General features: G+C 31.3%; 20 protein-coding genes and 1 CRISPR repeat array. Of the genes, 10 read left to right on the plus strand and 10 right to left on the minus strand.

Going from position 1 to position 23,976, the window contains the following annotated elements:
• Nucleotides 1-24: 24 nt before the first annotated feature.
• From FBFL15_RS08120 to aroB, 3 genes are all read right to left on the minus strand, one after another.
• The gene (locus FBFL15_RS08120; protein ID WP_014084133.1) at nucleotides 25-996 is read right to left on the minus strand and encodes a deoxyhypusine synthase family protein; all 972 of its coding nucleotides are present in this window, start codon (nucleotides 994-996) and stop codon (nucleotides 25-27) included.
• Nucleotides 997-1,043: 47 nt separating this feature from the next.
• The gene (locus tag FBFL15_RS08125; RefSeq protein ID WP_014084134.1) at nucleotides 1,044-2,438 is read right to left on the minus strand and encodes a type III PLP-dependent enzyme domain-containing protein; all 1,395 of its coding nucleotides are present in this window, start codon (nucleotides 2,436-2,438) and stop codon (nucleotides 1,044-1,046) included.
• A gap of 291 nt (nucleotides 2,439-2,729) precedes the next feature.
• Nucleotides 2,730-3,800, minus strand: a complete 1,071-nt coding sequence (gene aroB, locus FBFL15_RS08135; RefSeq protein WP_014084135.1) for a 3-dehydroquinate synthase — start codon at nucleotides 3,798-3,800, stop codon at nucleotides 2,730-2,732.
• A 144-nt stretch (nucleotides 3,801-3,944) separates the two neighbouring features.
• On the opposite strand from aroB, the gene ruvX reads away from it, so the two are divergent.
• From ruvX to FBFL15_RS08180, 9 genes are all read left to right on the plus strand, one after another.
• Complete coding sequence (ruvX, locus tag FBFL15_RS08140) at nucleotides 3,945-4,355, plus strand: Holliday junction resolvase RuvX (RefSeq protein ID WP_014084136.1); 411 nt, start codon at nucleotides 3,945-3,947, stop codon at nucleotides 4,353-4,355.
• A gap of 131 nt (nucleotides 4,356-4,486) precedes the next feature.
• Entirely contained in the window at nucleotides 4,487-5,986 is a 1,500-nt protein-coding gene (locus FBFL15_RS08145) for a malate:quinone oxidoreductase (protein WP_014084137.1), read from the plus strand.
• Nucleotides 5,987-6,070: 84 nt separating this feature from the next.
• Nucleotides 6,071-6,658, plus strand: coding sequence for a peptide deformylase (def, locus tag FBFL15_RS08150; RefSeq protein WP_014084138.1), 588 nt, complete (start codon nucleotides 6,071-6,073; stop codon nucleotides 6,656-6,658).
• Between the two features lie 48 nt (nucleotides 6,659-6,706).
• Nucleotides 6,707-7,132, plus strand: coding sequence for a DUF5606 family protein (locus tag FBFL15_RS08155; protein WP_014084139.1), 426 nt, complete (start codon nucleotides 6,707-6,709; stop codon nucleotides 7,130-7,132).
• A 93-nt stretch (nucleotides 7,133-7,225) separates the two neighbouring features.
• Entirely contained in the window at nucleotides 7,226-7,999 is a 774-nt protein-coding gene (gene mazG, locus FBFL15_RS08160) for a nucleoside triphosphate pyrophosphohydrolase (RefSeq protein ID WP_044032505.1), read from the plus strand.
• An 11-nt stretch (nucleotides 8,000-8,010) separates the two neighbouring features.
• Nucleotides 8,011-8,655 (plus strand): pyridoxamine 5'-phosphate oxidase, encoded by a 645-nt coding sequence (gene pdxH, locus FBFL15_RS08165; RefSeq protein WP_014084141.1) that lies wholly within the window; start codon nucleotides 8,011-8,013, stop codon nucleotides 8,653-8,655.
• 85 nt (nucleotides 8,656-8,740) lie between these two features.
• Nucleotides 8,741-9,226 (plus strand): SixA phosphatase family protein, encoded by a 486-nt coding sequence (locus FBFL15_RS08170; RefSeq protein ID WP_014084142.1) that lies wholly within the window; start codon nucleotides 8,741-8,743, stop codon nucleotides 9,224-9,226.
• A complete protein-coding gene (ppk1, locus tag FBFL15_RS08175) occupies nucleotides 9,223-11,319 on the plus strand; it encodes a polyphosphate kinase 1 (protein WP_014084143.1) in 2,097 nt (698 codons plus the stop codon). The genes FBFL15_RS08170 and ppk1 overlap by 4 nt, the downstream gene beginning before the upstream one ends.
• Nucleotides 11,316-12,221, plus strand: coding sequence for a Ppx/GppA phosphatase family protein (locus tag FBFL15_RS08180; protein WP_014084144.1), 906 nt, complete (start codon nucleotides 11,316-11,318; stop codon nucleotides 12,219-12,221). Before ppk1 ends, FBFL15_RS08180 begins: the two co-directional genes overlap by 4 nt.
• On the opposite strand, the gene FBFL15_RS08185 is transcribed toward FBFL15_RS08180, so the two are convergent.
• Together FBFL15_RS08185 and FBFL15_RS08190 are read right to left on the minus strand one after the other, a co-directional pair.
• The gene (locus FBFL15_RS08185; protein ID WP_014084145.1) at nucleotides 12,218-12,781 is read right to left on the minus strand and encodes an exonuclease domain-containing protein; all 564 of its coding nucleotides are present in this window, start codon (nucleotides 12,779-12,781) and stop codon (nucleotides 12,218-12,220) included. The two genes, FBFL15_RS08180 and FBFL15_RS08185, sit on opposite strands and share 4 nt — an antisense overlap.
• Nucleotides 12,782-12,783: 2 nt before the next feature.
• Nucleotides 12,784-14,691, minus strand: coding sequence for a DUF294 nucleotidyltransferase-like domain-containing protein (locus FBFL15_RS08190; protein ID WP_014084146.1), 1,908 nt, complete (start codon nucleotides 14,689-14,691; stop codon nucleotides 12,784-12,786).
• Between the two features lie 399 nt (nucleotides 14,692-15,090).
• On the opposite strand from FBFL15_RS08190, the gene cas2 reads away from it, so the two are divergent.
• Entirely contained in the window at nucleotides 15,091-15,420 is a 330-nt protein-coding gene (gene cas2, locus FBFL15_RS08200; RefSeq protein ID WP_044032506.1) for a CRISPR-associated endonuclease Cas2, read from the plus strand.
• A 106-nt stretch (nucleotides 15,421-15,526) separates the two neighbouring features.
• Nucleotides 15,527-17,455: a CRISPR direct-repeat array (repeat unit 36 nt; unit sequence CATATCGTGTTTTCTAATCTTTAATCAAACCACAAC).
• Nucleotides 17,456-17,592: 137 nt separating this feature from the next.
• On the opposite strand, the gene FBFL15_RS16500 is transcribed toward cas2, so the two are convergent.
• From FBFL15_RS16500 to cas9, 5 genes are all read right to left on the minus strand, one after another.
• Nucleotides 17,593-17,763, minus strand: a complete 171-nt coding sequence (locus FBFL15_RS16500) for a hypothetical protein (protein WP_158309093.1) — start codon at nucleotides 17,761-17,763, stop codon at nucleotides 17,593-17,595.
• A gap of 97 nt (nucleotides 17,764-17,860) precedes the next feature.
• A complete protein-coding gene (locus FBFL15_RS08210) occupies nucleotides 17,861-18,109 on the minus strand; it encodes a ribbon-helix-helix domain-containing protein (protein WP_231847455.1) in 249 nt (82 codons plus the stop codon).
• 147 nt (nucleotides 18,110-18,256) lie between these two features.
• Entirely contained in the window at nucleotides 18,257-18,610 is a 354-nt protein-coding gene (locus tag FBFL15_RS08215) for a hypothetical protein (RefSeq protein WP_014084149.1), read from the minus strand.
• Between the two features lie 511 nt (nucleotides 18,611-19,121).
• Entirely contained in the window at nucleotides 19,122-19,355 is a 234-nt protein-coding gene (locus tag FBFL15_RS08220) for a helix-turn-helix domain-containing protein (RefSeq protein WP_014084150.1), read from the minus strand.
• 3 nt (nucleotides 19,356-19,358) lie between these two features.
• Entirely contained in the window at nucleotides 19,359-23,780 is a 4,422-nt protein-coding gene (gene cas9 / locus FBFL15_RS08225; RefSeq protein WP_014084151.1) for a type II CRISPR RNA-guided endonuclease Cas9, read from the minus strand.
• Nucleotides 23,781-23,976: the final 196 nt, after the last annotated feature.

Raw genomic sequence — 23,976 nt, forward strand, 5'->3', positions numbered from 1 at the left:
TTTTTTGAATATTAAAAGTATTTTTTACATATCTAATAAATAGGCAAAAATCAATGGGGCAACAATCGTAGCATCTGATTCAATAATAAACTTAGGAGTAGTAATATCTAGTTTACCCCATGTAATTTTTTCATTTGGCACAGCACCAGAATAGGATCCATAACTAGTTGTCGAATCTGATATTTGACAGAAATAACTCCAAAATGGTACGTCGTGCATTTCCATATCTTGATAAAGCATAGGTACAACACAAATAGGAAAATCACCTGCTATACCGCCACCAATTTGAAAAAATCCAATACCATTGGCACTATTTTTAGGATACCAATCTGCCAAATAAGTCATATATTCTATACCAGATTTCATTGTAGATGCTTTCAAATCGCCTTTGATTACATACGAAGCAAAAATATTTCCCATCGTACTGTCTTCCCAGCCAGGTACAATAATTGGCAAATTCTTTTCTGCAGCTGCATACATCCAACTGTCTTTCAAGTCAATTTCATAATATTCTTCTAAAACACCCGAAAGCAACATTTTATACATAAACTCATGCGGAAAATAGCGTTCGCCTTTATCATCTGCATCTTTCCAAATTTTATAAATGTGTTTTTGCAACCTTCTAAAAGCTTCATGCTCTGGAATACAAGTATCTGTAACTCTATTTAATCCTCTTTCTAATAAATCCCATTCCTCTTGTGGGGTCAAATCTCTATAATGTGGCACTCGTTCATAATGGGAGTGGGCTACCAAATTCATGATATCTTCTTCCAAATTGGCTCCTGTACATGAAATAATTTGCACTTTATCTTGACGAATAAATTCTGCAAATATTTTTCCTATTTCAGCAGTACTCATAGCTCCTGCCATTGTTACCATCATTTTAGCACCATTGGCTAATTGTTGTTCATACGCTTTTGCAGCATCTACCAACGATGCGGAATTAAAATGTAAATAGTGTTTCTCTATAAACTGACTTATTGGCCCTTTACTCATCTTTATCTTACTTTATATGTATCGTTAATGTATTTTTATGCAAATATTTATTTATATCCTAATATTTTCAAAACTTCGTCGGATGTTTGTTGATCAGAAAATATTTCAGTAGCCAAAATGCCATTTTCGTCTCTATCTATCAATACATGTTTGGGTTGCGGAATCAAGCAATGGTGCAATCCACCATAGCCCCCAATCGTTTCTTGATAGGCTCCCGTATTGAAAAATCCTATATACAAGGGTTTTTCTTTATTATATCGAGGCAAATAAATGGCGTTCATATTTTGTTCAGAATTGTAATAATCGTCGCTATCACAGGTCAATCCGCCCAATAAAACCCTTTCATAATTATCATTCCATCTATTGATGGCCAACATGATAAACCTTTTGTTGATTGCCCAAGTATCTGGGAGCGTAGTGATAAATGAGGAATCTATCATATTCCATTTTTCTCTATCATTTTGTTGTTTTTGATATAAAATCTGATAAATAGCACCGCCACTTTCTCCTACTGTAAATGAACCAAATTCTGTAAATATATTCGGAACATCCACTTCTGCTTCATCACAAGCAATTTTGATTTGGTTGATGATTTCATCAATCATGTACTGATAGTCATATTCAAATGCTAATGAATTTTTTATAGGAAATCCCCCACCAATATTCAACCCGTCTAATGTTGGACATTCCCGTTTTAAAGCAATATACACCTTAATACATTTTACCAACTCGTTCCAATAATAAGCATTATCATTTATACCAGTATTGATAAAAAAGTGTAACATTTTGAGTTCCAAATTTTTATTCTCTTGGATTTGCTTTTTATAAAACTGAACAATATTTTTATAACCTATACCTAATCTGGAGGTATAAAATTCAAATTTTGGCTCTTCCTCGGCAGCAATTCTGATGCCTATTTTAAATTTACCTTTAATAGTTGCTTGCAATAAGTCCAACTCCTCATAATTATCTATAATAGGTATTGTATTTTTATGACCGTTATTGATCAAACGAGCTATATTTTCTATATACAAATCACGTTTAAATCCGTTACAAATGACATAAGTACTTTTATTTATTTTACCATTTGTCAATAAATTCTCAACAATATTAATATCAAATGCAGATGATGTTTCTATATGAATATTATTCTTAAAAGCTTCGTTCATAATGTACTCAAAATGAGAACTTTTTGTACAATAACAATAATAATACTTTCCTTCATATTTATTTTTTTCCATTGCACTTCTAAACCAGCCTTTTGCTTTGCTTATGTTTTTTGAAATTTGTGGCAAATAAGTAAATTTTAAAGGAGTTCCATATTTTTCTACCAATTTCATCAAATCGATATTGTGAAACAATAAATTGTCTTTATTTAATGTGAATTCTTCTTGTGGAAAATAATAAGTTTGATTGATTAAATCGATATATTTTGTGTTCATTTAGTTTTACTTGATTTTGAAAATTAATTACTTATTTTAATAAAATAATTCATTTTCAAACTCTTAAATTTTCATATTTTATGGGTAATTTTTCCCCATAAATATAAAAATGAAACGCTAAAAACAAGGCATCAATGGATTTTAAATCTGAAAAATTTAAAAACAATTCTACACACCGACATTTAAAATTGTCTATGTGCAGCTTTAAGTTTATGTTTTTGGTGTTCTTTTTCATCATTGCAAATGTAAAAAATAAATTTACCTAATAACAAGGCTTTACAAAAAAAAAAATTAAGATTTATAATTTTCAAATGCAGCTTCAATCAATTGATTTTCAACTTCTTGATTCAATATGATGGAACCAATATTTTGTATTAATGCAAATTGAATCGTACCATATTCATTTTTTTTGTCATGAATCAACAAATCTTTGATAGGTTCTAAATCATTTGGTTCAAATATTATATCATCAAAAATCAATTTAATTGTCGTTTTTATTTCCTCAAATGCAGCTTGAGAAATCAAGTTTTTTTGCCAAGCAATATAACTTTCCAAAATCATGCCTGCTGCTATAGCCTCGCCATGCAATAAGGTTGTTTTATTTGGATTTTCTAAAAAATAACTTTCTATGGCATGTCCTAATGTATGTCCAAAATTCAAAGCTTTTCGTATGCCATTTTCACGAGGATCTTCGGTAACAATCTCGTTTTTTATTACAACCGATTGATAAATTAAAGTATCTATTGAATCAATTTTTGCAGATTGTGCAATTTCTTTGAACAAATTCCAATATTGTTCATCATATATCAAACCATGTTTTAACATTTCTGCCAATCCAGATCTAAATTCATTTTGAGGCAAAGTGTCTAAATAATTACTGTCGATAATTACCATTACTGGAGTATTTATTACACCAATTTGATTTTTCAAGTTGCCCAAATCAACACCTGTTTTACCACCAACAGAAGCATCTACCATGGCAAGTAATGAAGTAGGAATATTAATAAAATCAATACCTCTTTTGAAAGTAGATGCCACAAAACCGCCTAAATCAGTAACAACACCTCCACCTAAATTGATGATCAAACTTTTACGATCGGCACCGTAATCAGTAAGTATTTTCCATAATTCTATACAGGTATCAAGGTTTTTATGTATCTCACCATTTTCAAATTCTATGATTTCAATTTTTAAATGGGTTTCCAAATGGGGCAAAAAAACATCCAAACAATGTTCGTTTGTATTGGTATCAACAATTATAAAAATAGTAGAATATTTCTTTTGATTTAAATGTTGATGAAGTGCTTCGTATCCAGATTCATTAAAAAAAACTTGATACCCATTGGCCAATATAGCTTGCATAGTTGTTGTATTATTTGAATATAATTGTTGTTTTCGTTGTGCAAAATAAAGCATTTTTATTTAAAAAAAAGATTTTTTTTTGCAGTTTATAAAATTTTAATTTTTGTTAAAAAAACCATACTTTTACACCAAAATCAAATGTATATGTCAAGAATTTTAGCTTTAGATTATGGTCTAAAACGAACAGGAATTGCAGTTACCGATGACTATCAACTTATAGCCTCGGGTTTAACCACAGTGCCTACCCATGAATTAATGTCGTTTTTGACTCAATATTTTCAGACAGAAAATGTAAAAACGCTTGTCATTGGCGATCCCAAACAAATGAATGGTTTACCGTCTGAAAGTGCTGCTATTATTAATGGTTTTGTAACTCATTTTAAAAACATTTTCCCTAATATTGAGGTAGTAAGAATAGATGAAAGATTTACGTCAAAAATGGCTTTTAAAACCATGATTGACAGTGGTTTGAAAAAAAACCAACGCAAAAATAAAGCTTTAATAGACGAAATTGCCGCTACCATACTGCTACAAGATTTTTTGGCTACAAAATAAATTATTATTAGTGTTTTGGCAAATTCGTTGCAAACAATTTTCATAAAAGATAAATTTACCTCAAAATTTGTATTAAAATAAAAAAATAACATAGTATCTTTGCACCAGAAAATAACACACACAACACTATTATGTCATCAAATCATATTAACCGAATTAATTCGGATGTAATTCTTGTTGGTACAGGAATTATGAGTGCAACTTTAGGTATTTTTTTAAAATTATTAGATCCCAGTATTAAAATTAGTATCTTTGAAAGCTTAGACCAGCCAGCATTAGAAAGTACAGATGCCTGGAATAATGCAGGGACAGGTCATGCTGCTTTTTGTGAATTAAACTACACTCCACAAAAAGAAAATGGCGATGTTGATATAAAAAAAGCCTTAAATATTGCTGAAAATTTTGAAGTAACTCGACAATTTTGGAGTTATTTAGTAGAAAATAATATCATTCAAAATCCAGAACAATTTATCAAAAAAACACCCCACTTGAGTTTTGTATGGGGCGAAGAAAATGTTGATTTTTTACGAAAAAGATTTCAATTATTAAAAGAAAATGCCCTTTTTTCGGAAATGTTATACAGCGAATCATTTGAACAATTATTAGCATGGATGCCTCTTGTAATGAATGGTCGAGATTCAAAAGAAACATTGGCAGCAACTTTTATGAAATATGGTACAGATGTTAATTTTGGTAAATTATCAGAATCGATTTTTGAATTTTTGCAAAAACAAGAAGGAGTTCACATATTTTACAACCATAAAGTACGAAAATTAAAACAAAGAGATACCAAAGTTTGGCGACTTAAAATTAAAGATACTCAAAACAATATACGAATTAAAGCCTTTGCAAATTTTGTGTTTATAGGAGCAGGTGGTGGGTCGTTGTTGCTATTAGAAAATGCCAATATCAAAGAAGGTGAGGGATACGGAGGGTTTCCTGTAAGTGGACAATGGCTTAAATGCAACAACCCAGACATCATACAAAATCATGCTGTAAAAGTATATGGTAAAGCCAGCGTTGGGGCACCTCCTATGTCTGTACCTCATTTAGATTCTAGGATAATCAATGGCAAAAAAGAATTGTTATTTGGCCCTTTTGCTGGGTTTTCTACTAAATTTTTGAAAAATGGTTCGTATATGGATTTAATTAAATCTATCGAAATCAATAATATGTTGCCCATGTTATCTGCAGGATTTAAAAATGTGCCACTTACTAAATATTTAATTCAACAAGTGATGCAATCGCAAGACGACAGAATTGCAGCTTTACGAGAGTATTTCCCTGAAGCAAAATCAGAAGATTGGGAGTTATTACAAGCAGGACAAAGAGTGCAGGTGATTAAAAAAGATGAGAAAGAAGGAGGGGTTCTTGAATTTGGTACAGAAATTATTTCAAGTTCCGATGGTACACTTGCAGCTTTATTAGGTGCATCTCCTGGAGCTTCAACAGCTGTTTCGATTATGATTGATGTATTGAATAAATGTTTTGCAGACAAAATGCAAAGCGAATCTTGGACTGCAAAATTAACCGAAATGATTCCTTCTTTTGGAAAATTATTAAACGAAAATCCAGAATTATTAGCCACCTTACGGGCTAAAACCAATCAAATTTTGAAATTAAATGATTAATTTGAAATAAAAAAATAAAAAATTGATATAATTTTGATTACTTTTGCCGTTTTAAAACCAAAATCAGCATAATAATTTTAAAATATGATACTACCAATTGTAGGATATGGCGATGTTGTACTTAGAAAAGTTTGTGAAAATATTTCAGAAGACTATCCAAATCTAAAAGAACTCATTGCAAATATGTATGATACCATGTATAATGCTTATGGAATTGGGTTAGCAGCACCACAAATTGGATTACCCATTCGTTTGTTTGTTGTTGATACAGAGCCTTTTAGCGACAGTGAAAACCTTTCAGACGAAGAAAAAATCAAATTAAAAGACTTTAAACAAACATTTATAAATGCCAAAATGCTAAAAGAAGAAGGCGAAGAATGGGGATTTAATGAAGGCTGTTTGAGTATTCCAGATGTGAGAGAAGATGTATATCGCAAAGAAAAGATTACAATTGAGTTTTTAGATGACAATTTTGAAACTAAAGTTGAAACTTTTGATGGTATGATTGCCAGAGTTATTCAGCATGAATATGATCATATCGAGGGTATTTTATTTACAGATTTAGTATCTACATTAAAAAAGCAATTGATAAAAAAGAAATTACAAAATATTATGGATGGCAAGGCCAGACCTGATTATCGAATGAGATTTTGTAATAAAAAAGGTAAATAAAACGAATATTAATAAATATCAATTAATTTAAAATTAATCAAACATTTTATGAATTTAGAAAAAATATTAGCTATCTCTGGAAAACCAGGTTTGTATGTATTAAAAGTACAAACTCGTACAGGATTTTTAGTAGAATCTTTGATAGATGGAAAAAAAATTACAGTAAATCTAAAAAGTAATGTCAGTTTATTGTCTGAAATTTCCATGTATTCTTATGAAGGAGAAAAACCATTGAGAACTGTTTTTGAAAATATTGCAGCTAAAGAAAATAATGGCGAAGCAATTTCACACAAAGCGGGTCAAGAAGATTTAACCGCTTACTTTTTAGAAGTATTTCCTGATTATGATCAAGATAGAGTGTATATTTCCGATATAAAAAAGGTTTTAAACTGGTACAACATTTTACAAAACAAAGGTTATATTGAAGCCAGTCCAACTCTTGAAACTGAAAAATCTAAAGAAATAACTGCATAATATTTGTATAATTTATTCCAATAAAAGTCCTGTTCAATTGTATTCATGATTGAACAGGATTTTTTAATATCAATCATTAGTAAATTTCAAAAAATGGAAAATAAAGACAATCAATTGAAAGCTTTTGAGCGTTTGCTGCACATTATGGACGATTTACGAGCCCAATGCCCGTGGGACAAGAAGCAAACATTTGAAAGTTTACGGCACCTAACAATTGAAGAAACTTATGAATTAGGAGATGCAATTTTAGATCAAAACCTTACAGAAATAAAAAAAGAATTGGGCGATTTATTATTGCATATTGTATTTTATGCCAAAATAGGCAGCGAAACCAATAGTTTTGATATTGGAGCGGTATGTCATGAAATTTGTGATAAATTGATTTTTAGACACCCGCATATTTATGGCAATACTAAAGTATCAAATGAAGATGATGTAAAACAAAATTGGGAAAAACTCAAACTAAAAGAAGGAAAAAAATCTGTATTAGAAGGAGTACCCAAAAGCTTGCCAGCACTAGTAAAAGCAAGTCGCATTCAGGATAAAGCTAAAAGTATTGGTTTTGATTGGGAAAATAGCCAACAAGTATGGGAAAAAGTAGAAGAAGAAATACAAGAATTGAAAATAGAAATCGAACATCAAAATCACAACAAGATAGAAGAGGAATTTGGTGATGTATTGTTTTCATTAATCAATTACGCTCGTTTTTTGAAAATAAATCCCGAAGATGCACTCGAAAAAACCAATAAAAAATTCATTAAACGATTTCAGTATATTGAACAAAAAGCAATTGAAAGTCAAAAAAGTATAGCAGATTTATCTTTGAACGAAATGGAAATGTATTGGAACGAAGCTAAAAATATTTAATATTAAAAATTATGAAAGATTTACATGATTATAGAAAATCTTATGAAAAATCTGAATTATTAGAGCATCAACTAACAGAAGATCCTATTAATTTATTCAACAGATGGTTTCATGAAATGGAAGCATTTGGTGGTACAGAAGAGGTAAATGCCATGACGGTTTCTACATTTGGACTAGATGGCTACCCAAAATCGAGAGTGGTTTTGTTGAAAAAATTTGACGAAAATGGTTTTGTCTTTTTTACAAACTACGAGTCCGAAAAAGGAAGAGCCATGGCCAACAATCCAAAGGTTTGTTTATCTTTTTTTTGGCATTCGATGGAAAGGCAAGTTATCATAAAAGGAATAGCTTCAAAAGTGGCCGATAACATATCAGACAATTATTTTGCCTCGAGACCCCTTGGAAGTCAATTAGGAGCTTTGGCATCAAATCAAAGCGAAATTATTGAGAACAGAACATTTTTAGAAAATAAATTAAAGCAATTAGAAGAAAATTATAAAGAAAATACAATACAAAGACCTGATTTTTGGGGCGGATATATAGTGTCTCCGGTTGAAGTCGAATTTTGGCAAGGCAGACCCAATAGGTTACATGATCGGATTAGATTCCAATTAAAGGAAGATTTTTCTTGGAAAATTGATCGATTATCGCCTTAAAATTGATGTAAAAAAAAACAAAAAAATAATTTTTTATTAAAAAAAATGATTATATTTATAGTCCCAAATTTAACCATTTTATAATATGAAAAATTTAACACTTATTAGACATGCAAAGTCTAGTTGGGAAACTCCCATGTATGACAAAATGCGACCAATTATGGTACGAGGCATCATTGATGCACAAAAAATTGCCCATACCACTTGCCAATTTTTGCCCGATAAATTTACGGTGTGGAGTAGTCCAGCAACTAGAGCCACTCAAACTGTAAAAATTTTTTCAAACTCATTATTATTCCCCTTAGAATCAGTTAATTATATAGAGGATTTATATACGTTTGACGAAAAACAACTCGAAGATATTGTCAAATCTTGTAAAGACGATGTTAAGAATTTGATAATTTTTGGACATAATGGGGCTATTACCAATTTTGTTAATAAATTTGGCGATAAATTTATAGAAAATGTTCCCACATCAGGAGTGGTTTCTATTAATTTTAATGCCAATTCTTGGGAAAATATTTCTCAAGGAACCATACAAAAAATACTGTTTCCAAAAGATTTAAAATGAATTTAGAACAAAATAGTTACATAGACAGAGAAAAAAGCTGGCTCAATTTTAATGCCCGAGTACTTCAAGAAGCCTCAGACGAAAACGTCCCTTTGCTGGATAGATTGAGATTTTTGGGCATTTTTTCAAATAATTTAGATGAATTTTTTAGAGTTCGATTTGCAGCCATTCGAAGATTGACGCTTAATAAAGCATCGCAAAACAAAATGATTGGTACCATTACTGCAAAACAATTGATTAAAGATATTACCGAAATAGCCATCAAACAACAGTCTGAAAGCTTGAGAATTTTGGGTATTATCGAAAAAAAATTAGAAGAACAAAACATTTTTATTATTAACGAAAGTGAAATTTTAGACGAACATAAAACCTATATTAAAGATTTTTTTGTTCAAAAAGTGGCTCCTGCTTTAGTAACTATTATTCTAAATGATTTGGCAGAATTTCCGCTGCTAAAAGATACTTTTGGCTATTTGGCTGTAAAATTAACCATGAAAAGCAAAGTAAAATCTAAACTTTTAAATTTGCCTTTGTTAAAACCCGAAATCAGATATGCTGTAATTGAAATACCAAAATCCATCAATCGTTTTGTGGTATTGCCTTCTATTCATGAAAAGCAATATATTATCATGATTGACGATGTGATTAGGCTGCATCTTCAAAGCATCTTTAATATTTTTGACTACGAACAAGTGTCGGCACACATGATCAAAATTACTCGTGATGCTCAATTGGAAATAGATAGCGATTTGAGTAAAAGCATGCTCGAAAAAATAGCTACTAGTGTCAAAGAAAGAAGAATTGGGGAGCCCGTTCGGTTTATATATGACCAATCTATTGAAAAAGATACCTTAAAGTTTTTCCTAAAAAAAATGGGAATAGATGCTTCGGATAGTATCATTCCAGGGGGGAGGTACCACAATAGAAGAGATTATATGGATTTTCCCGACTTGGGTCGTAAGGATTTATTGTATAAAACGAATCCACCATTATTAGTGCCTGGATTGAGTTTGGACGAAAATATAATGAAAAAAATAGGAGAAAAAGATTATCTTGTAAACGCACCTTATCAAACATTTTCTTATATTATTAAATTTTTACGAGAAGCTGCTCTAGACCCTCAAGTAACAAGTATCAAAATTACTTTATATCGATTGTCTAAAAATTCTCAAATTATTAGTTCCTTAATCAATGCTGCCAAAAACGGCAAAAAAGTAGTGGTTCAAATTGAATTACAAGCCCGTTTTGACGAGGCCAGCAATATTTCTTATGCAGAACAAATGCAAACTGAAGGTATTGAATTGATTTTTGGGGTAAAAGGGCTTAAAGTACATAGCAAAATTTGTGTAATTGATAGAATTGAAGAAGGCAAATTAAAACGATACGGTTTTGTATCTACTGGCAATTTTAATGAATCAACGGCAAAAGTTTATACCGACGTTACATTATTAACAAGTCATCAGCAAATTCTTAAAGATATTTCAAAAGTTTTTGATTTTTTTGAAGTAAATTTTAGAATACACCGCTACCAACACTTAATAGTTTCGCCACATTATACCCGCTCAAAATTGGTTAAATTGATAGATAAAGAAATCAAATTAGCACTTGCCGGTATTCCTACTTTTATAAAACTAAAAATGAATAGTTTGTCAGATTTTCAAATGATAGACAAATTGTATGAAGCCAGTAGGGCAGGGGTCAAAATTCAGTTAATTGTAAGAGGAATTTGCTCTTTGATTCCTGGCAAAAAAGGCTTGAGCGACAATATTGAAGCCATTAGTATAGTAGATAACTACTTGGAACACACACGGTTATTTATTTTTGGAAACGGCGGAAAACCTGATGTATTTATTTCGTCGGCCGATTTTATGGCCCGAAATTTAGATGGTAGGGTCGAAGTAACTTGCCCAATATACGACCCCAAAATCAAACAGGATTTGATTGATAGTTTTGATTTGGGTTGGAAAGGAAATGTAAAAGTAAGGCTTCATTCTGAAAATTTAGATAATAAATACCGTATAAGAAAAGACAACGAACCTGTATTTAGGGCTCAATTAGAATCTTATAGATTTTATCAAAAAAAAATTAAATGAGTACAACAGAACATATAAACATAAAAAAATATGCCGCAATAGATATTGGTTCTAATGCCATGCGGTTGCTCATTACTAATATTATCGAATACAAAGGCAAACAAACCCAGTTTAACAAAAGTTCGTTGGTTAGAGTACCTATTCGTTTAGGTCAGGATGCCTTTACGGTAGGAGAAATAACTTCCGAAAATATTGAAAGAATGGTCGATGCCATGAAAGCTTTTAAATTGTTGATGAAAGTTCATAAGGTAGAACGTTATTTGGCCTGTGCCACTTCGGCCATGAGAGAGGCTTATAATGGCAAAGAGGTTGTGGACATTATCAAAAGAGAAGCCGAAATTGACATCGACATCATTGATGGCAAAAAAGAAGCGGCCATCATCGCATCAACCGATTTGCATTTCTTATTAAAAACAGAAAAAACATATTTGTATGTAGATGTTGGTGGTGGTAGTACAGAGTTTTCGTTGTTTTCCGACGGCAAAATTATTGCTTCTAAATCCTTTAAAGCGGGTACGGTTCGATTGCTCAACGAAGTCGTAAGCGATATCGTTTGGAAAGAAATTGAAAAATGGATTGTAAGCAATACATCTGGTTATGATAGTATTTCCTTGATAGGTTCTGGTGGAAATATTAACAAATTATTTAAAATGTCGGGTAAATCACAAGAAAAACCTTTAACCTATATTTACTTAAATGCTCAATTTACAATGCTCAACAATTTGACTTATGAACAACGTATTGCAGAGTTGGGCCTCAATCCTGATAGAGCAGACGTTATCATTCCTGCCATGAAATTGTATTTGAATGCCATGAAATGGAGCAAAGCACAAAACATTTATGTACCCAAAATTGGACTTTCAGACGGCATTGTAAAAGCCATGTATTATGGCAAAATCTAAGGCATATTCAGTTTTGATTTTAATTTCAAAAACAACAAAGCGAGAGACAATGCGTCCTCTGAAGCCGTATTTCTTTCGCTTTTTTCAATCTTAAATTCTTGTAATAATTCTTCTACTGTAAAAGTTTTTTCATTAGTATCTTTCCATTTTTTATACATCACTTCTACATCCAATGCCTCATTTTTCAGTCGGCCACATTGCATTTTTTTGAGATATTCATTTAATATCGCAATATCAAAATGAATTCTATGGCCTATAAGTGTAGCATTACCTATAAAATCAATAAAATTGATGATAAGTTCTTGTTCTTTTGCATTCAATTGCTCTTCTAAATTGTATGAAAATTCATTCAAATTAAAATCAAAAACCTGCCGTACTAAAATTTCATTTTGGTTGATAACAATAGCCCCAACAGACATGATGTAATCCTCTGTAGGATTCAAACCCGAGGTTTCTATACTCAAAACAACAAACTGTTTGGATTTGGTTTGAAATTTTTCTGTATATGTTTTCCAAAAATCTGGATAATTGCTTCCGATATTGATGAGCCAGTCTAGCATAATTACGAAAAATGGGTTAGTTGAAATTGTTCTTTGATGATTTCTTCTAAATCTTTCAAACTTAATAAAGCATTTTTTAATTTTTCTTTATCCAACTTTGAAAATTCTTCTAAATCTATATACTGCCCCTGGCTATCATTTTTCAATCCATCCAAAATTCTAAATTTAGAAAGCGTGATAAAGGCCTCGGCACAATTCAAAAATAAAGCTTGATGCTGCGGATTCAAATGTGCTAACTGCTTGAACCTAAAGTAGGTATGACCATTACCTTTGATGTTTTGACTCAATACAAACAACCTTGCCGCATCTACCAGCGGCAGTAGCCCTCGGGTTTTGATATCAAATTTCCCTTTTTCGGCACCTTCTTCTTCCAAATTAAATTTTTTGAAAAAATTCAAGGGGGCTGGTTTTTTTATGGCTTCGTTACCTAAATAATCATAAAACAAATGATTGGATTTTCGTTCTTTAAACACAATATTCTGTAAGGTTTCTTCTATTTTTACTTCGCCATAAATCAATTCAAAATCAAAAAAAACACTACATACATCGTCTGTGTTTTCACCTGGAGTATTAATCCAATTGTTAAACTGTTTAGTCCAGTCGCTCAACGACTTACACCAAATATAATTGCTGGCCACATGACCATTGGAACACATCGGATACCCTATTTTTTCGAGCGTTGTGGTTACTTTTTTAGACAATTTCAAAAAATAATCTTTCACATTGCGGTACATATCGGCCGCAACATCATCAAACACCAAAAAACTATCCTGATCTGTTTGCAAAATTTGTTCTTTTCGACCCTGACTGCCCATACTAAACCATGCAAAAGTAGTTGGAGGAGTCCCCAACTCCATAATAGCCAGCTCAATAACCCTTTTATTTAACGCAAAAAATATTTCGCCCACTATCATGGCAATACTTTGTATAGGTATGTTTTTTGAAATAGAAGTTTGAATCAATTCATACAATTTTTCCTGAATATTTTTCAATTCTTTAGTACTTTTTGCCTTCTTTATTTCTTTCAACAACACCCCAGGATTGTTAGAATGTGCTACAATTAAATCATTTTGTGTAATAATTCCCTTTACCACCGACTTGTCGCTCCCATCTTCTGTAACACACAAGTGGGTAACACTGTTTTTGAGCATCAACAATTGAGCCTCTGTCAACGAAATGTTTTCGGTAACCGTTATCACGGGCGACGACATGATTTTGTCTATTGAGGACAAAATAGGGTAGCGGCCTGTTGCAACTTTCGACCGAAAATCTTCATCGGTTACAATACCAATTGGTAAATTATTTTCTATTACAAGCGAATAATCAGTATTTTTTTCACTAATCAACTGTGCCACCTGATGTATCGTTTGCTCTACTACCACCTGCAAGGTTGTTTTGGAATAGTTTAATGCCTGAAAATACTGAATTTCCGACCCATTTTCTGTCATCGAAATGGCATCCGAAATCGTGTTTTTACTATCTTTGGACGTACTAGACACCGAGGCAAAACTTTCCAATAAATAATCCAAAACCTCTGTGTTTGAAGCCAATAGCGGTTTAAAAACCGCCAACGGAATCGCATACACCATAGCATCTTCTCGGGCCGTGGCCGTCATCATGTAGTTGTTTTTTGCAAAAAAAGGCCTCAATCCAAAAATATCCCCCCTCTGACACTTGTTCAACAACGTTTCCTCGGCATCTGCAAACACCGTCAATTTGACACTTCCCGAATAAATCACATAAAAACAATCGTGCAACGCATCGTTTACCTGAAACAACGTTTTGCCCTTATCTTTGTACAATATTTTCACTTCTCTAGACACCAACAACAAATCGCTGTGGCTCAATAAGTTAAATGGTTTAAAATCCGATAAAAAATCTGCTATTTTATCTGCTACGGGATTGTTCATTGGTGCATTATTTTATGGCAAATGTAGCAAAATACTTTGAACGGTGCAAACAATTTCAAACCACAGCCCTACACACAATTTACTTGATGAATAATATCAAAAAAAAAACTTCACTACAAAACCACAACCCTTTTTTGGGCGTTCCCACAAGGGGCCGGGCTATCCGTTGCAATCTTTTTTGGGGCAGGGCCAAAAAAAAGCCCTGCCCCAAAAAAGGATTTCCACTACTATCCCTAACGCAGCGTCTGCAAAAAAGCCACTTTATTTGTAATAATAAACTTCTTTTAAAAAATAGTTGAAAACGAAAAAAGCCCTTTGATGGTGGCTTTACAAAAAACAGCCAGCTCGCTACAACAATGTTATACGGGCGAACGCAAAAAAAATAAAATATGCCAAGTTATGGAGCTCAACGGATATCGGATAATGTGGTTGTTTGTATTTTTTGACCTGCCCACAGCAACAAAAAAAAACCGTAAAGATGCCTCGGTTTTTAGAAACAAATTATTGAACGACGGATTTACGATGATGCAATATTCTGTATATACAAGACATTGTGCCAGTAGCGAGAGTGCCGACGTACACGAAAAACGTATCGTACAATTGTTGCCCCCACTAGGCAAGGTGAGTGTTGTACGGATAACCGACAAACAGTTTGGCAATATTATGAATTATTGGGGCCAAGCTCCGTTGCCAAAAGTACCAATGCCTGTACAGCTAGAGCTGTTTTAGAAAACAAAAAATGCCTCAATATAGGGTTATCAGTCCTATAAAGAGGCATTTTTTATAACGATATTTACAATTAATCCCTTGAATATCAGAAGGCAACAAGCCAACTCATATCGTGTTTTCTAATCTTTAATCAAACCACAACGATGTTTGTAGAATAGAGTCAAACCCTTATCATATCGTGTTTTCTAATCTTTAATCAAACCACAACTTCTTAAAAAGAAAAAATAATGATTAGAAACATATCGTGTTTTCTAATCTTTAATCAAACCACAACTAGTTCCGTTTTCATATTCTTTTATAAACTCATATCGTGTTTTCTAATCTTTAATCAAACCACAACATTGAAGGGTTTTCATTAACAACTGAAAAACATATCGTGTTTTCTAATCTTTAATCAAACCACAACCTGTATTTGCCTGAAATGGCATTTGGAAATCATATCGTGTTTTCTAATCTTTAATCAAACCACAACAATGGCTATGAAGAAACTAAGATAGCCAAACATATCGTGTTTTCTAATCTTTAATCAAACCACAACTGCCTGTGGTGTGTTATTATTTGTCGGAAACATATCGTGTTTTCTAATCTTTAATCAAACCACAACGCTAATACAGTTGATACAGCCAAAAGATTTCATATCGTGTTTTCTAATCTTTAATCAAACCACAACTATTTGAACTCCATTTTGGAAACTTCAAGCCATATCGTGTTTTCTAATCTTTAATCAAACCACAACGTAGGCCAAAACAATTGCACCAATAAAACGCATATCGTGTTTTCTAATCTTTAATCAAACCACAACGCTTGTAATCGCTTGAATTAAAGCGTTAAACATATCGTGTTTTCTAATCTTTAATCAAACCACAACATTCTCACAATTTGTGAGTTTTTCTTTGGTCATATCGTGTTTTCTAATCTTTAATCAAACCACAACATTTAACGAACTTAATGTTTTAGCACAATCCATATCGTGTTTTCTAATCTTTAATCAAACCACAACGGGGCAAATATACAAACACTTGCAAGTATTCATATCGTGTTTTCTAATCTTTAATCAAACCACAACACCCCAACGTATCGGCAGCTGCTGGTATGCATATCGTGTTTTCTAATCTTTAATCAAACCACAACTATACATAATAACATCGAAAATCATGGCGACATATCGTGTTTTCTAATCTTTAATCAAACCACAACCCAAGTGCCGCCCACACCATCGGGCGTAATCATATCGTGTTTTCTAATCTTTAATCAAACCACAACTCGTCCTTAATTTCATTTTCTTTTTGCTTGCATATCGTGTTTTCTAATCTTTAATCAAACCACAACTATGGCTCCTGCTGGCACTTTTATTTGAGCATATCGTGTTTTCTAATCTTTAATCAAACCACAACGGATGCGTTGGATATTAATTTAATACTAGGCATATCGTGTTTTCTAATCTTTAATCAAACCACAACACGCCAGCTGCTACGGTACATGTTGCCCCACATATCGTGTTTTCTAATCTTTAATCAAACCACAACGTAGGCCAAAACAATTGCACCAATAAAACGCATATCGTGTTTTCTAATCTTTAATCAAACCACAACGCTTGTAATCGCTTGAATTAAAGCGTTAAACATATCGTGTTTTCTAATCTTTAATCAAACCACAACGGGGCAAATATACAAACACTTGCAAGTATTCATATCGTGTTTTCTAATCTTTAATCAAACCACAACACCCCAACGTATCGGCAGCTGCTGGCATGCATATCGTGTTTTCTAATCTTTAATCAAACCACAACCCAACGAGCTACCAGACTACTCTAACCCGCCATATCGTGTTTTCTAATTTTTAATCAAACCACAACACTAAAAATGTAATTATTAAAAAATATGTTCATATCGTGTTTTCTAATCTTTAATCAAATAAATTCACAAACACACCTATAAAAAATATTATTTTGGTGTTTGTAAACCACAACTCAATACCGTTGATTTTCAAAAAATCTGAACATATCGTGTTTTCTAATCTTTAATCAAATAAATTCACAAACACACCTATAAAAAATATTATTTTGGTGTTTGTAAACCACAACTTTAAAATTGCCACTGATGCACAGATTACTCTTATATCGTCTTTGTGGTTTGGCTGTTTAAGACCATGAAAACGTATGTCAAAGAACTTTTAAAAATTTTGTCTTCCAATGATGGTAACGATTTCAATTTCATCACCTTTGATATTGTAATAAATCGTATCAACACCACAAACACAAAATCGTTCTACATTTTTATAATTTGAGACCATCGGAAACATATAAAGATTGCTTGCAATTTTGTCAAAACAATCATGAAACATTGTAAAATAATTATCTGCTTAAGCAGCTCCAAATTTGTAAACACCAAATTCATAAATTCTCTACAAATCTTCTTTTGCTTCTCGAGTTAAAAAATAACTATAGTACATTCAATCTTTCTTTGAACTCGGCTAACATTTCTTCTTTGGTTTGCTTCACAGCAAAACCACTTTTTAATCCGCTATCAATTTTCATTTGAACATATTCATGATACGCATCGCGTTCACGAGCTTTTTTAATCAAATAATTTACCGCTTCACTTTTACTTGTAAACACTTCGTTAGCTACTTGGTTTTTCAACCATTCGTCGTTTTCTTCTGCTAGAGTAATGCTTTGTCGTGCCATCATGCTATCATTTATTAGTGCAAATATAAACCGAATTATTTAATTTTTAATTTTTTATGGTTTCGAATTGATTATAAGCTTAAAAAAATAAAACACCCCTTTCTTTAAAACCATAAAAAAATCCCAATCTTTACATTGGGATTTTGATCTTTAGGCACTTGGTTTTGGCGTTTGTTTTTTACGTTCGCTCTTTTTTACGCCACCAGCCATTTCATACTGCGAACTGTTTTTGCCAAATTTGGTTGCAACGCCAGTCAAAACCCTGTCATTCCAATCTCGTACCACATCTATTTGTATAATACACTCGTTATACAAATCATCAATAGTACTCAAAGCCGTGTTGTAATTGTTTAGCTTGGTGCGTAACAAATTAATCTGTGTTTCATAATTTTCAGCAGTGATGCCGTTACCTAAATCGATAACTGGATCGATACTTTTTACTGATGCCAAACGAGTAGTCCCTTTATCAAGGTCGGGTACTCTGACTAATTTTTTTCTTGCCATTGTTTTATATTTTAAAAATTTATATAAAATTATAAAAAAAAAGTTATACCATAAAATTATTTTGCATTATTTTAACATTTTTTATAAACTATTATAGCCTTTATTGTGATTAATAGGTGTTTATTCTTTAATAATAAGCATTTATAACAAACATCAACTCCCTTCCTCTAAACTAATAAGTGTTTATAATAAATGCTCACTAGTTACTTCTAAACTAGTAAGCGTTTATATTAAACGTTAGCTCATTATCTTTAAAGGAGTAGGCGTTTATTAGAAACTTTAATTACTATCTTTTAAAACAGTAGTCCTTTACAAGAAACATTAGCTACTTTCTTCTATACTAGTAAGCGTTTATTAGAAATGTTTAGAATTTTTTTCTAAACTAGAAAGCTTTTTTAAAATTAATATCTAAACTTTAAAGAACTTTGTATTATTGCATTCAATATTTTAATTAAATTATATTTATTTAATCAGAACAGCTCAAATTCAATATATAGAGAAAAAAAACAGTTTAAATCTTAAACTCCTTTCCTTTAGCTAAAATGGTACATTCTAGATTTTTCAAAATTAACAACAATAATTCTGCATTAATTGAAAATTTACCTTGTTCTATTCTAATCATTGTGTGTTCTTTAATTCCTATTTTATTTGCTAACACTTCTTGAGAAATTCCATTTAATTCTCTAAGATGTCTGATTAACAATGCTAATTGATTTCTTAAAATTATTTTATCTTCTAATTCCATAATCTATATTTTTTCAAATTTACCTGAAGGTAAAACTTTAAAATCAATTCCCTCAACAAAGGCTGTAAATTGATTATGATTCATTTTTCTTGTAGGTTTGTTTTCTCCTAATTTAAAAACACCATCTGGCTTAAAATTATCTTGTTTAATATCATCAGCTTTTCTAGCTTCTTTGAAATATCTTAACATAATTACACCATATTCATCAACTTTTCCTGACGGTCTAACTATTCTTTGAATAGACAAACCTTCTATTATGTATATTCTTCCTTTAAAATCAACTATTTCAGAGATGTCTTTTGGATTTTCAACTTCCTTGTCATAAAAAACAACCTGTTGACCTCTTTTTAAAACAACATCTCTTTTGTTTCTTTTTTCTATAGGAACAAAAACTATTTTTCCTTTTATTTCTTTCTTTTTATGTAAAGGGTAAAATCCTTGTCCTTGTTTAATCAATTTTGCTAAATTGAAAATATTAATTAATTCAAAATCTCTTTTACCATCTAGCTCATAAATAGCCATTGCATAATTTTCATCGTTTTGCCCATACACTTTCTGTTTGTGTACGTGTTTGGACTTTGATAACAAACTATGTTCTTTTATATGTAGCGGGTTTTTAACGGAATTTGCATAAATTCGAACTTTATTAATAGCTATTCTTTTTTCTTCATTCATCCAAACCGTGCCAACAAGTTTGTTTTTTTGTTGTGCATTTGATGAAAGCAATAAAACTTTGTTTGCAATTGCCTCTTTTATCTTTTCTTTTACCACTTCGTCCACAATACTTTCAACATCTGAACCTTTGATGCTTTCTAAATCTTTTCGGATAACATATTTTATTTCATCTGTATTTAATGGGTTTTTAATCGCTCCATAAATACTATCCTGGTGCAAAGAACCCCGAATGGTGTCTCCTTGTTGTAATCTTGGGAGTTTTTTACCTTCTCCATCAAGTTTGTAAATTGTTTTACCTGAAGCAGCTTTTTTTGGAACAGCTTTTCCGTTTACATCTCTTTCAACTTCTGCTACAAACTGTTTCTTTCCTCTAACTCTAACAATTTTTTTAGCTTGTTTCTTAACATTATCTGGCGTGTAATGTGATACTAAAATTTCCTCTTCAATTTTTAATAAATCTTCTTTAAAAGTTTTCCAAGGTTTTGATGCCTCAATTATTGAACGAGCTTCTTTTTTATTTTGTTGGTCTTCTAAAGTCCAAGCGTGAGCCAAAACATCATATTTCTCTTTGGTCATACAAGCAATAGTGATGGCATCAATAGTATGATGCGTATGCTTGCTTCTATCCTTTACTTTATAATGTTTCATTCCGTTTTCGTCAATAAAACTTTCTTGAATGCCCCATATTTTTCTAAATTCAGCCACCATTCCGCCTTTTACGCTTTCTACTTTTTTAAAGTATGATTTTAAATAGGCTTGTGCATATTTTGTAATGATTCCAGTATCTGGAATTTGACTATTTTTAAAACCTACTTTAGGCTCTTCCCAAATAAAACGGTCATACTTGCCTTGTAAATAATCTCGTTTTAAAGTTAAATAATGCCTTCTTCTTATTTTTTTGTCTTTTATTTCTTTTGTTGCAGCCGCTTTTATTGAACGAGAAATAATTTCAATTTCTCTAGTTAAGTTATCGGCTTCTTCTTTCCAATGTGCTATTCTAGGTAAAATTTCCAAATGATTATTTAATTCAATTGGCATACTTTGTTTTTTAACCTCTCTATTAAATCGTTGGCTGCATAAAGTTTTATTCATTTGCGAATTATCTTGCGAACGGCTCCTTGGAATAGTATGCTCAATATCATAAGCTGGATTGCTACCTATAATATCGCAAATACTTATGTTTTTTCCTTCTTCGTAAATTTCGCTTCTGTTTTGTTCCATCCACAACTGGTATCTTAAAATATCGTCTTCGGTAGGCTCTACTTCTTTTTTACAATCTTCAAAATAAAGTTTCTTAATTTCTTTGATAGCATCTTCTCTGAACTTTTTATTATCATTTTGATAATCTTGTATTCCTTTTCTTTTGTTGGCATCATTTAATTCACGTGCCATTTCAATGTGAATAATCGTTTTTTCATCTATTTGACCTTCTAAAATTAAAGCATTTAGCACTTTACGTAATTGGTGTAAAGCTCTCATTGCCATTGGGTTTTTAATTGAGGGTGTTAATGGACTTCCTAAAACTATTTTTTCATTTCCAAACTCATCTTTAATTATTTTCTTTTTGAATTTTTCAATATCTGATGGATGGTAAAGTTTTTTTAATCTGTTTTTTATCTTCTTTTCCTTTTCTTCAGCTGTTCCCTTCTCCTCAGTACAAAAAATTTGACCTGTTTCGTTTTTCCCTTTCAGAAAAATTAACACTTTTTGATCAAGGCGTTGAATTTTAATAAATTCATAATCTTTTAATTGCTGAATGAAAATAGGTAACAACTCATTAAAAATAGTTTCTTGTTGTTCTTTATTTTCTATCTCATTAGACTTATAAAATAAAACAAGTTTTTTCTTTAAATCATTTTCAAAACTTTGTTCTGCTTCCTTTGAATAATAAACTCTTTTTCCATCTTCATTTTCTGATTTGTATTCTTTGAGTAAGCCGTTTATTATTTCAAATCGACTTTTTTCCAAAGTATAGTTTTCTATAATTTCAGAAATTTGTGTTTTAATGTAGTCTCTTTGTTTTTCATCTTTCCAAATATTTTCATCAACAATGTTTTCAATATTTGCAACAAAAACAGCATGAGAATACAACAATCCTTCTTTTAAATAAGGAAGAATTTTGTTAATTGCAGACAAACTCAAACTTGCAAAATCTTTTTTGAGCTTAGTTTTGCTAAATGCTTTTGCGTTTTTCTCATCTAAGCCTAATTTATCTATAGCAAATTCATATAAATAAACATCAGATGTTGCTACAGTGAGCAAATGCCATAAATCCTTGTAATCAACTGTTCTTGAAACTTGTTCTTTGTTAGAATTTATTGTTTGATATTTAAATGATTTTGTTTTCCAATCTTCACCTATAGCATTTTTCAATGAAGCAGCGACTTGACATGCAGCTACTGTATCTGTCGGCTTGTAATTAAACCAATAAAAAAAATCATTCTTTTTGGATGATTTGTAAAAACCAAAACTTGAACCTTTTTCAATTAATTCTTTGGCTAATACATCAAAATTAAAATCATTTTTTCTGTAGAATTTAGGCACCAATTTTAATTTTTCATCTTGGGTTAAAAATCGTAATTTTTTATCCGATTGTGTACCAATTTTTATGGTATTCAAATAAGTCCACATTCTATACTCTTCAAAATCAGGATGCGAAATTGCACATCGAGATTTGCTTTTCTCAAAGGAACACTTTCCAATTAATCCTTTTTGAGATTTTAAAGGTCTTTGGAAGAAGATAGCTTTGTATAAATCTTTGGCAAGACCATCAAATTTCTTTTCATTTATTTTTTCTTCTTCATTAATTTGATCAATGCCTTGAACTTTACAAATTGTTATGAATTCTGAAAGATAATGCTCTTCTCTTGAAGTATATTGATTTCTTATTTTTTCTTTGCTATACAAACTATAAAAGTATTGACCTAATGTTTTATAGTTTCCATCAAGCATAGCTTGTGAAATATCTTTTATTTTACCTTTTACTTTGCCTAAAACATCTTTTTTATTTAATCGTTCAATAATTTCACTTTTACAATTTTCAAAATCCGATTCATTTTTTTTCAGAATAGCCAATAAAGATTTATATAAAGAAACTAATTTTTTATCGCCTTCATCTAAATCTTTGGCATAACCATTTTTTTCATTACTATCTAAAATTCCTGTTTCAAAAAAATAATCTGTTATGTTTGTTGAAATTTCATCAATTGAAATTAAATCTTCAACAATTGCTTCTATTTTTGGGCAATGCTCCTCCAAAATTCCTTCTGCTGATTGATCCAATCGATTACTCAAAAAACCACGTCTTTGTGCGATATGGTAAAATGCTCTACCTAATTCAAATAAAGATACTTTGTGTTTGCTTGCTCGGTCTCTAAAAAAATATGGATTAACATTTGATTCTTCGTCAGTACTCAACCATTTCAAAAATTCTGGATTTAATGGATAATCTTTAAACCCAGATTTTTTCCATTCTTCAACTTCTTCAATTGAAAGCGGACACATTCTATTTAAAGAAAGTACTTTTAGAGTCTCATATTTTCTTAACTTTCTTCTGTACTTTATTTTTCTAGCACTTCTGTAACCAGTTCGTTCAGCTGCTCTTGAACTTTCAATCCCTTTTTCAGATTTCACTCCTTCAGAAAATATTCTAACTCCCTTGTCAATTAAAGAAAAATCAATGTTTTCTCTTTCAACCACCGCCCAGCCAATGCTGTTTGTGCCTAAATCTAATCCTAATATTTTTGCCATTTTTGTGTTTTCATATTTTTTGTAAATATATTGGAAAAAATATTTTAAAAAAAAAGTTTTTTCGCTATATACATTTAAAAATGTTTTATATATTTGCAGCATGATTAATATTTCTAATCTTTAATCTTATCACAATAAGGCTATATGCCGTAGATGAAAATCTTTAGTCCTGCTTCGGTGGGACTTTTTTTTGTAA

This window comes from Flavobacterium branchiophilum FL-15, assembly GCF_000253275.1.
GTDB classification, from domain to species: domain Bacteria; phylum Bacteroidota; class Bacteroidia; order Flavobacteriales; family Flavobacteriaceae; genus Flavobacterium; species Flavobacterium branchiophilum.

What these genes read in the sequence shown, in the direction of transcription:
- FBFL15_RS08215 (WP_014084149.1), bottom strand. Translation starts at nt 18,610, where the DNA reads ATGGCAAGAAAAAAATTAGTCAGAGTACCCGACCTTGATAAAGGGACT.
- FBFL15_RS08180 (WP_014084144.1), top strand. Translation starts at nt 11,316, where the DNA reads ATGAGTACAACAGAACATATAAACATAAAAAAATATGCCGCAATAGAT.
- FBFL15_RS08210 (WP_231847455.1), bottom strand. Translation starts at nt 18,109, where the DNA reads ATGATGGCACGACAAAGCATTACTCTAGCAGAAGAAAACGACGAATGG.
- mazG (WP_044032505.1), top strand. Translation starts at nt 7,226, where the DNA reads ATGGAAAATAAAGACAATCAATTGAAAGCTTTTGAGCGTTTGCTGCAC.
- FBFL15_RS08125 (WP_014084134.1), bottom strand. Translation starts at nt 2,438, where the DNA reads ATGAACACAAAATATATCGATTTAATCAATCAAACTTATTATTTTCCA.
- FBFL15_RS16500 (WP_158309093.1), bottom strand. Translation starts at nt 17,763, where the DNA reads ATGTTTCATGATTGTTTTGACAAAATTGCAAGCAATCTTTATATGTTT.
- FBFL15_RS08145 (WP_014084137.1), top strand. Translation starts at nt 4,487, where the DNA reads ATGTCATCAAATCATATTAACCGAATTAATTCGGATGTAATTCTTGTT.
- cas2 (WP_044032506.1), top strand. Translation starts at nt 15,091, where the DNA reads ATGGAGCTCAACGGATATCGGATAATGTGGTTGTTTGTATTTTTTGAC.
- FBFL15_RS08220 (WP_014084150.1), bottom strand. Translation starts at nt 19,355, where the DNA reads ATGGAATTAGAAGATAAAATAATTTTAAGAAATCAATTAGCATTGTTA.
- FBFL15_RS08155 (WP_014084139.1), top strand. Translation starts at nt 6,707, where the DNA reads ATGAATTTAGAAAAAATATTAGCTATCTCTGGAAAACCAGGTTTGTAT.
- FBFL15_RS08170 (WP_014084142.1), top strand. Translation starts at nt 8,741, where the DNA reads ATGAAAAATTTAACACTTATTAGACATGCAAAGTCTAGTTGGGAAACT.
- FBFL15_RS08120 (WP_014084133.1), bottom strand. Translation starts at nt 996, where the DNA reads ATGAGTAAAGGGCCAATAAGTCAGTTTATAGAGAAACACTATTTACAT.
- FBFL15_RS08185 (WP_014084145.1), bottom strand. Translation starts at nt 12,781, where the DNA reads ATGCTAGACTGGCTCATCAATATCGGAAGCAATTATCCAGATTTTTGG.
- def (WP_014084138.1), top strand. Translation starts at nt 6,071, where the DNA reads ATGATACTACCAATTGTAGGATATGGCGATGTTGTACTTAGAAAAGTT.
- ppk1 (WP_014084143.1), top strand. Translation starts at nt 9,223, where the DNA reads ATGAATTTAGAACAAAATAGTTACATAGACAGAGAAAAAAGCTGGCTC.
- aroB (WP_014084135.1), bottom strand. Translation starts at nt 3,800, where the DNA reads ATGCAAGCTATATTGGCCAATGGGTATCAAGTTTTTTTTAATGAATCT.
- cas9 (WP_014084151.1), bottom strand. Translation starts at nt 23,780, where the DNA reads ATGGCAAAAATATTAGGATTAGATTTAGGCACAAACAGCATTGGCTGG.
- pdxH (WP_014084141.1), top strand. Translation starts at nt 8,011, where the DNA reads ATGAAAGATTTACATGATTATAGAAAATCTTATGAAAAATCTGAATTA.
- ruvX (WP_014084136.1), top strand. Translation starts at nt 3,945, where the DNA reads ATGTCAAGAATTTTAGCTTTAGATTATGGTCTAAAACGAACAGGAATT.
- FBFL15_RS08190 (WP_014084146.1), bottom strand. Translation starts at nt 14,691, where the DNA reads ATGAACAATCCCGTAGCAGATAAAATAGCAGATTTTTTATCGGATTTT.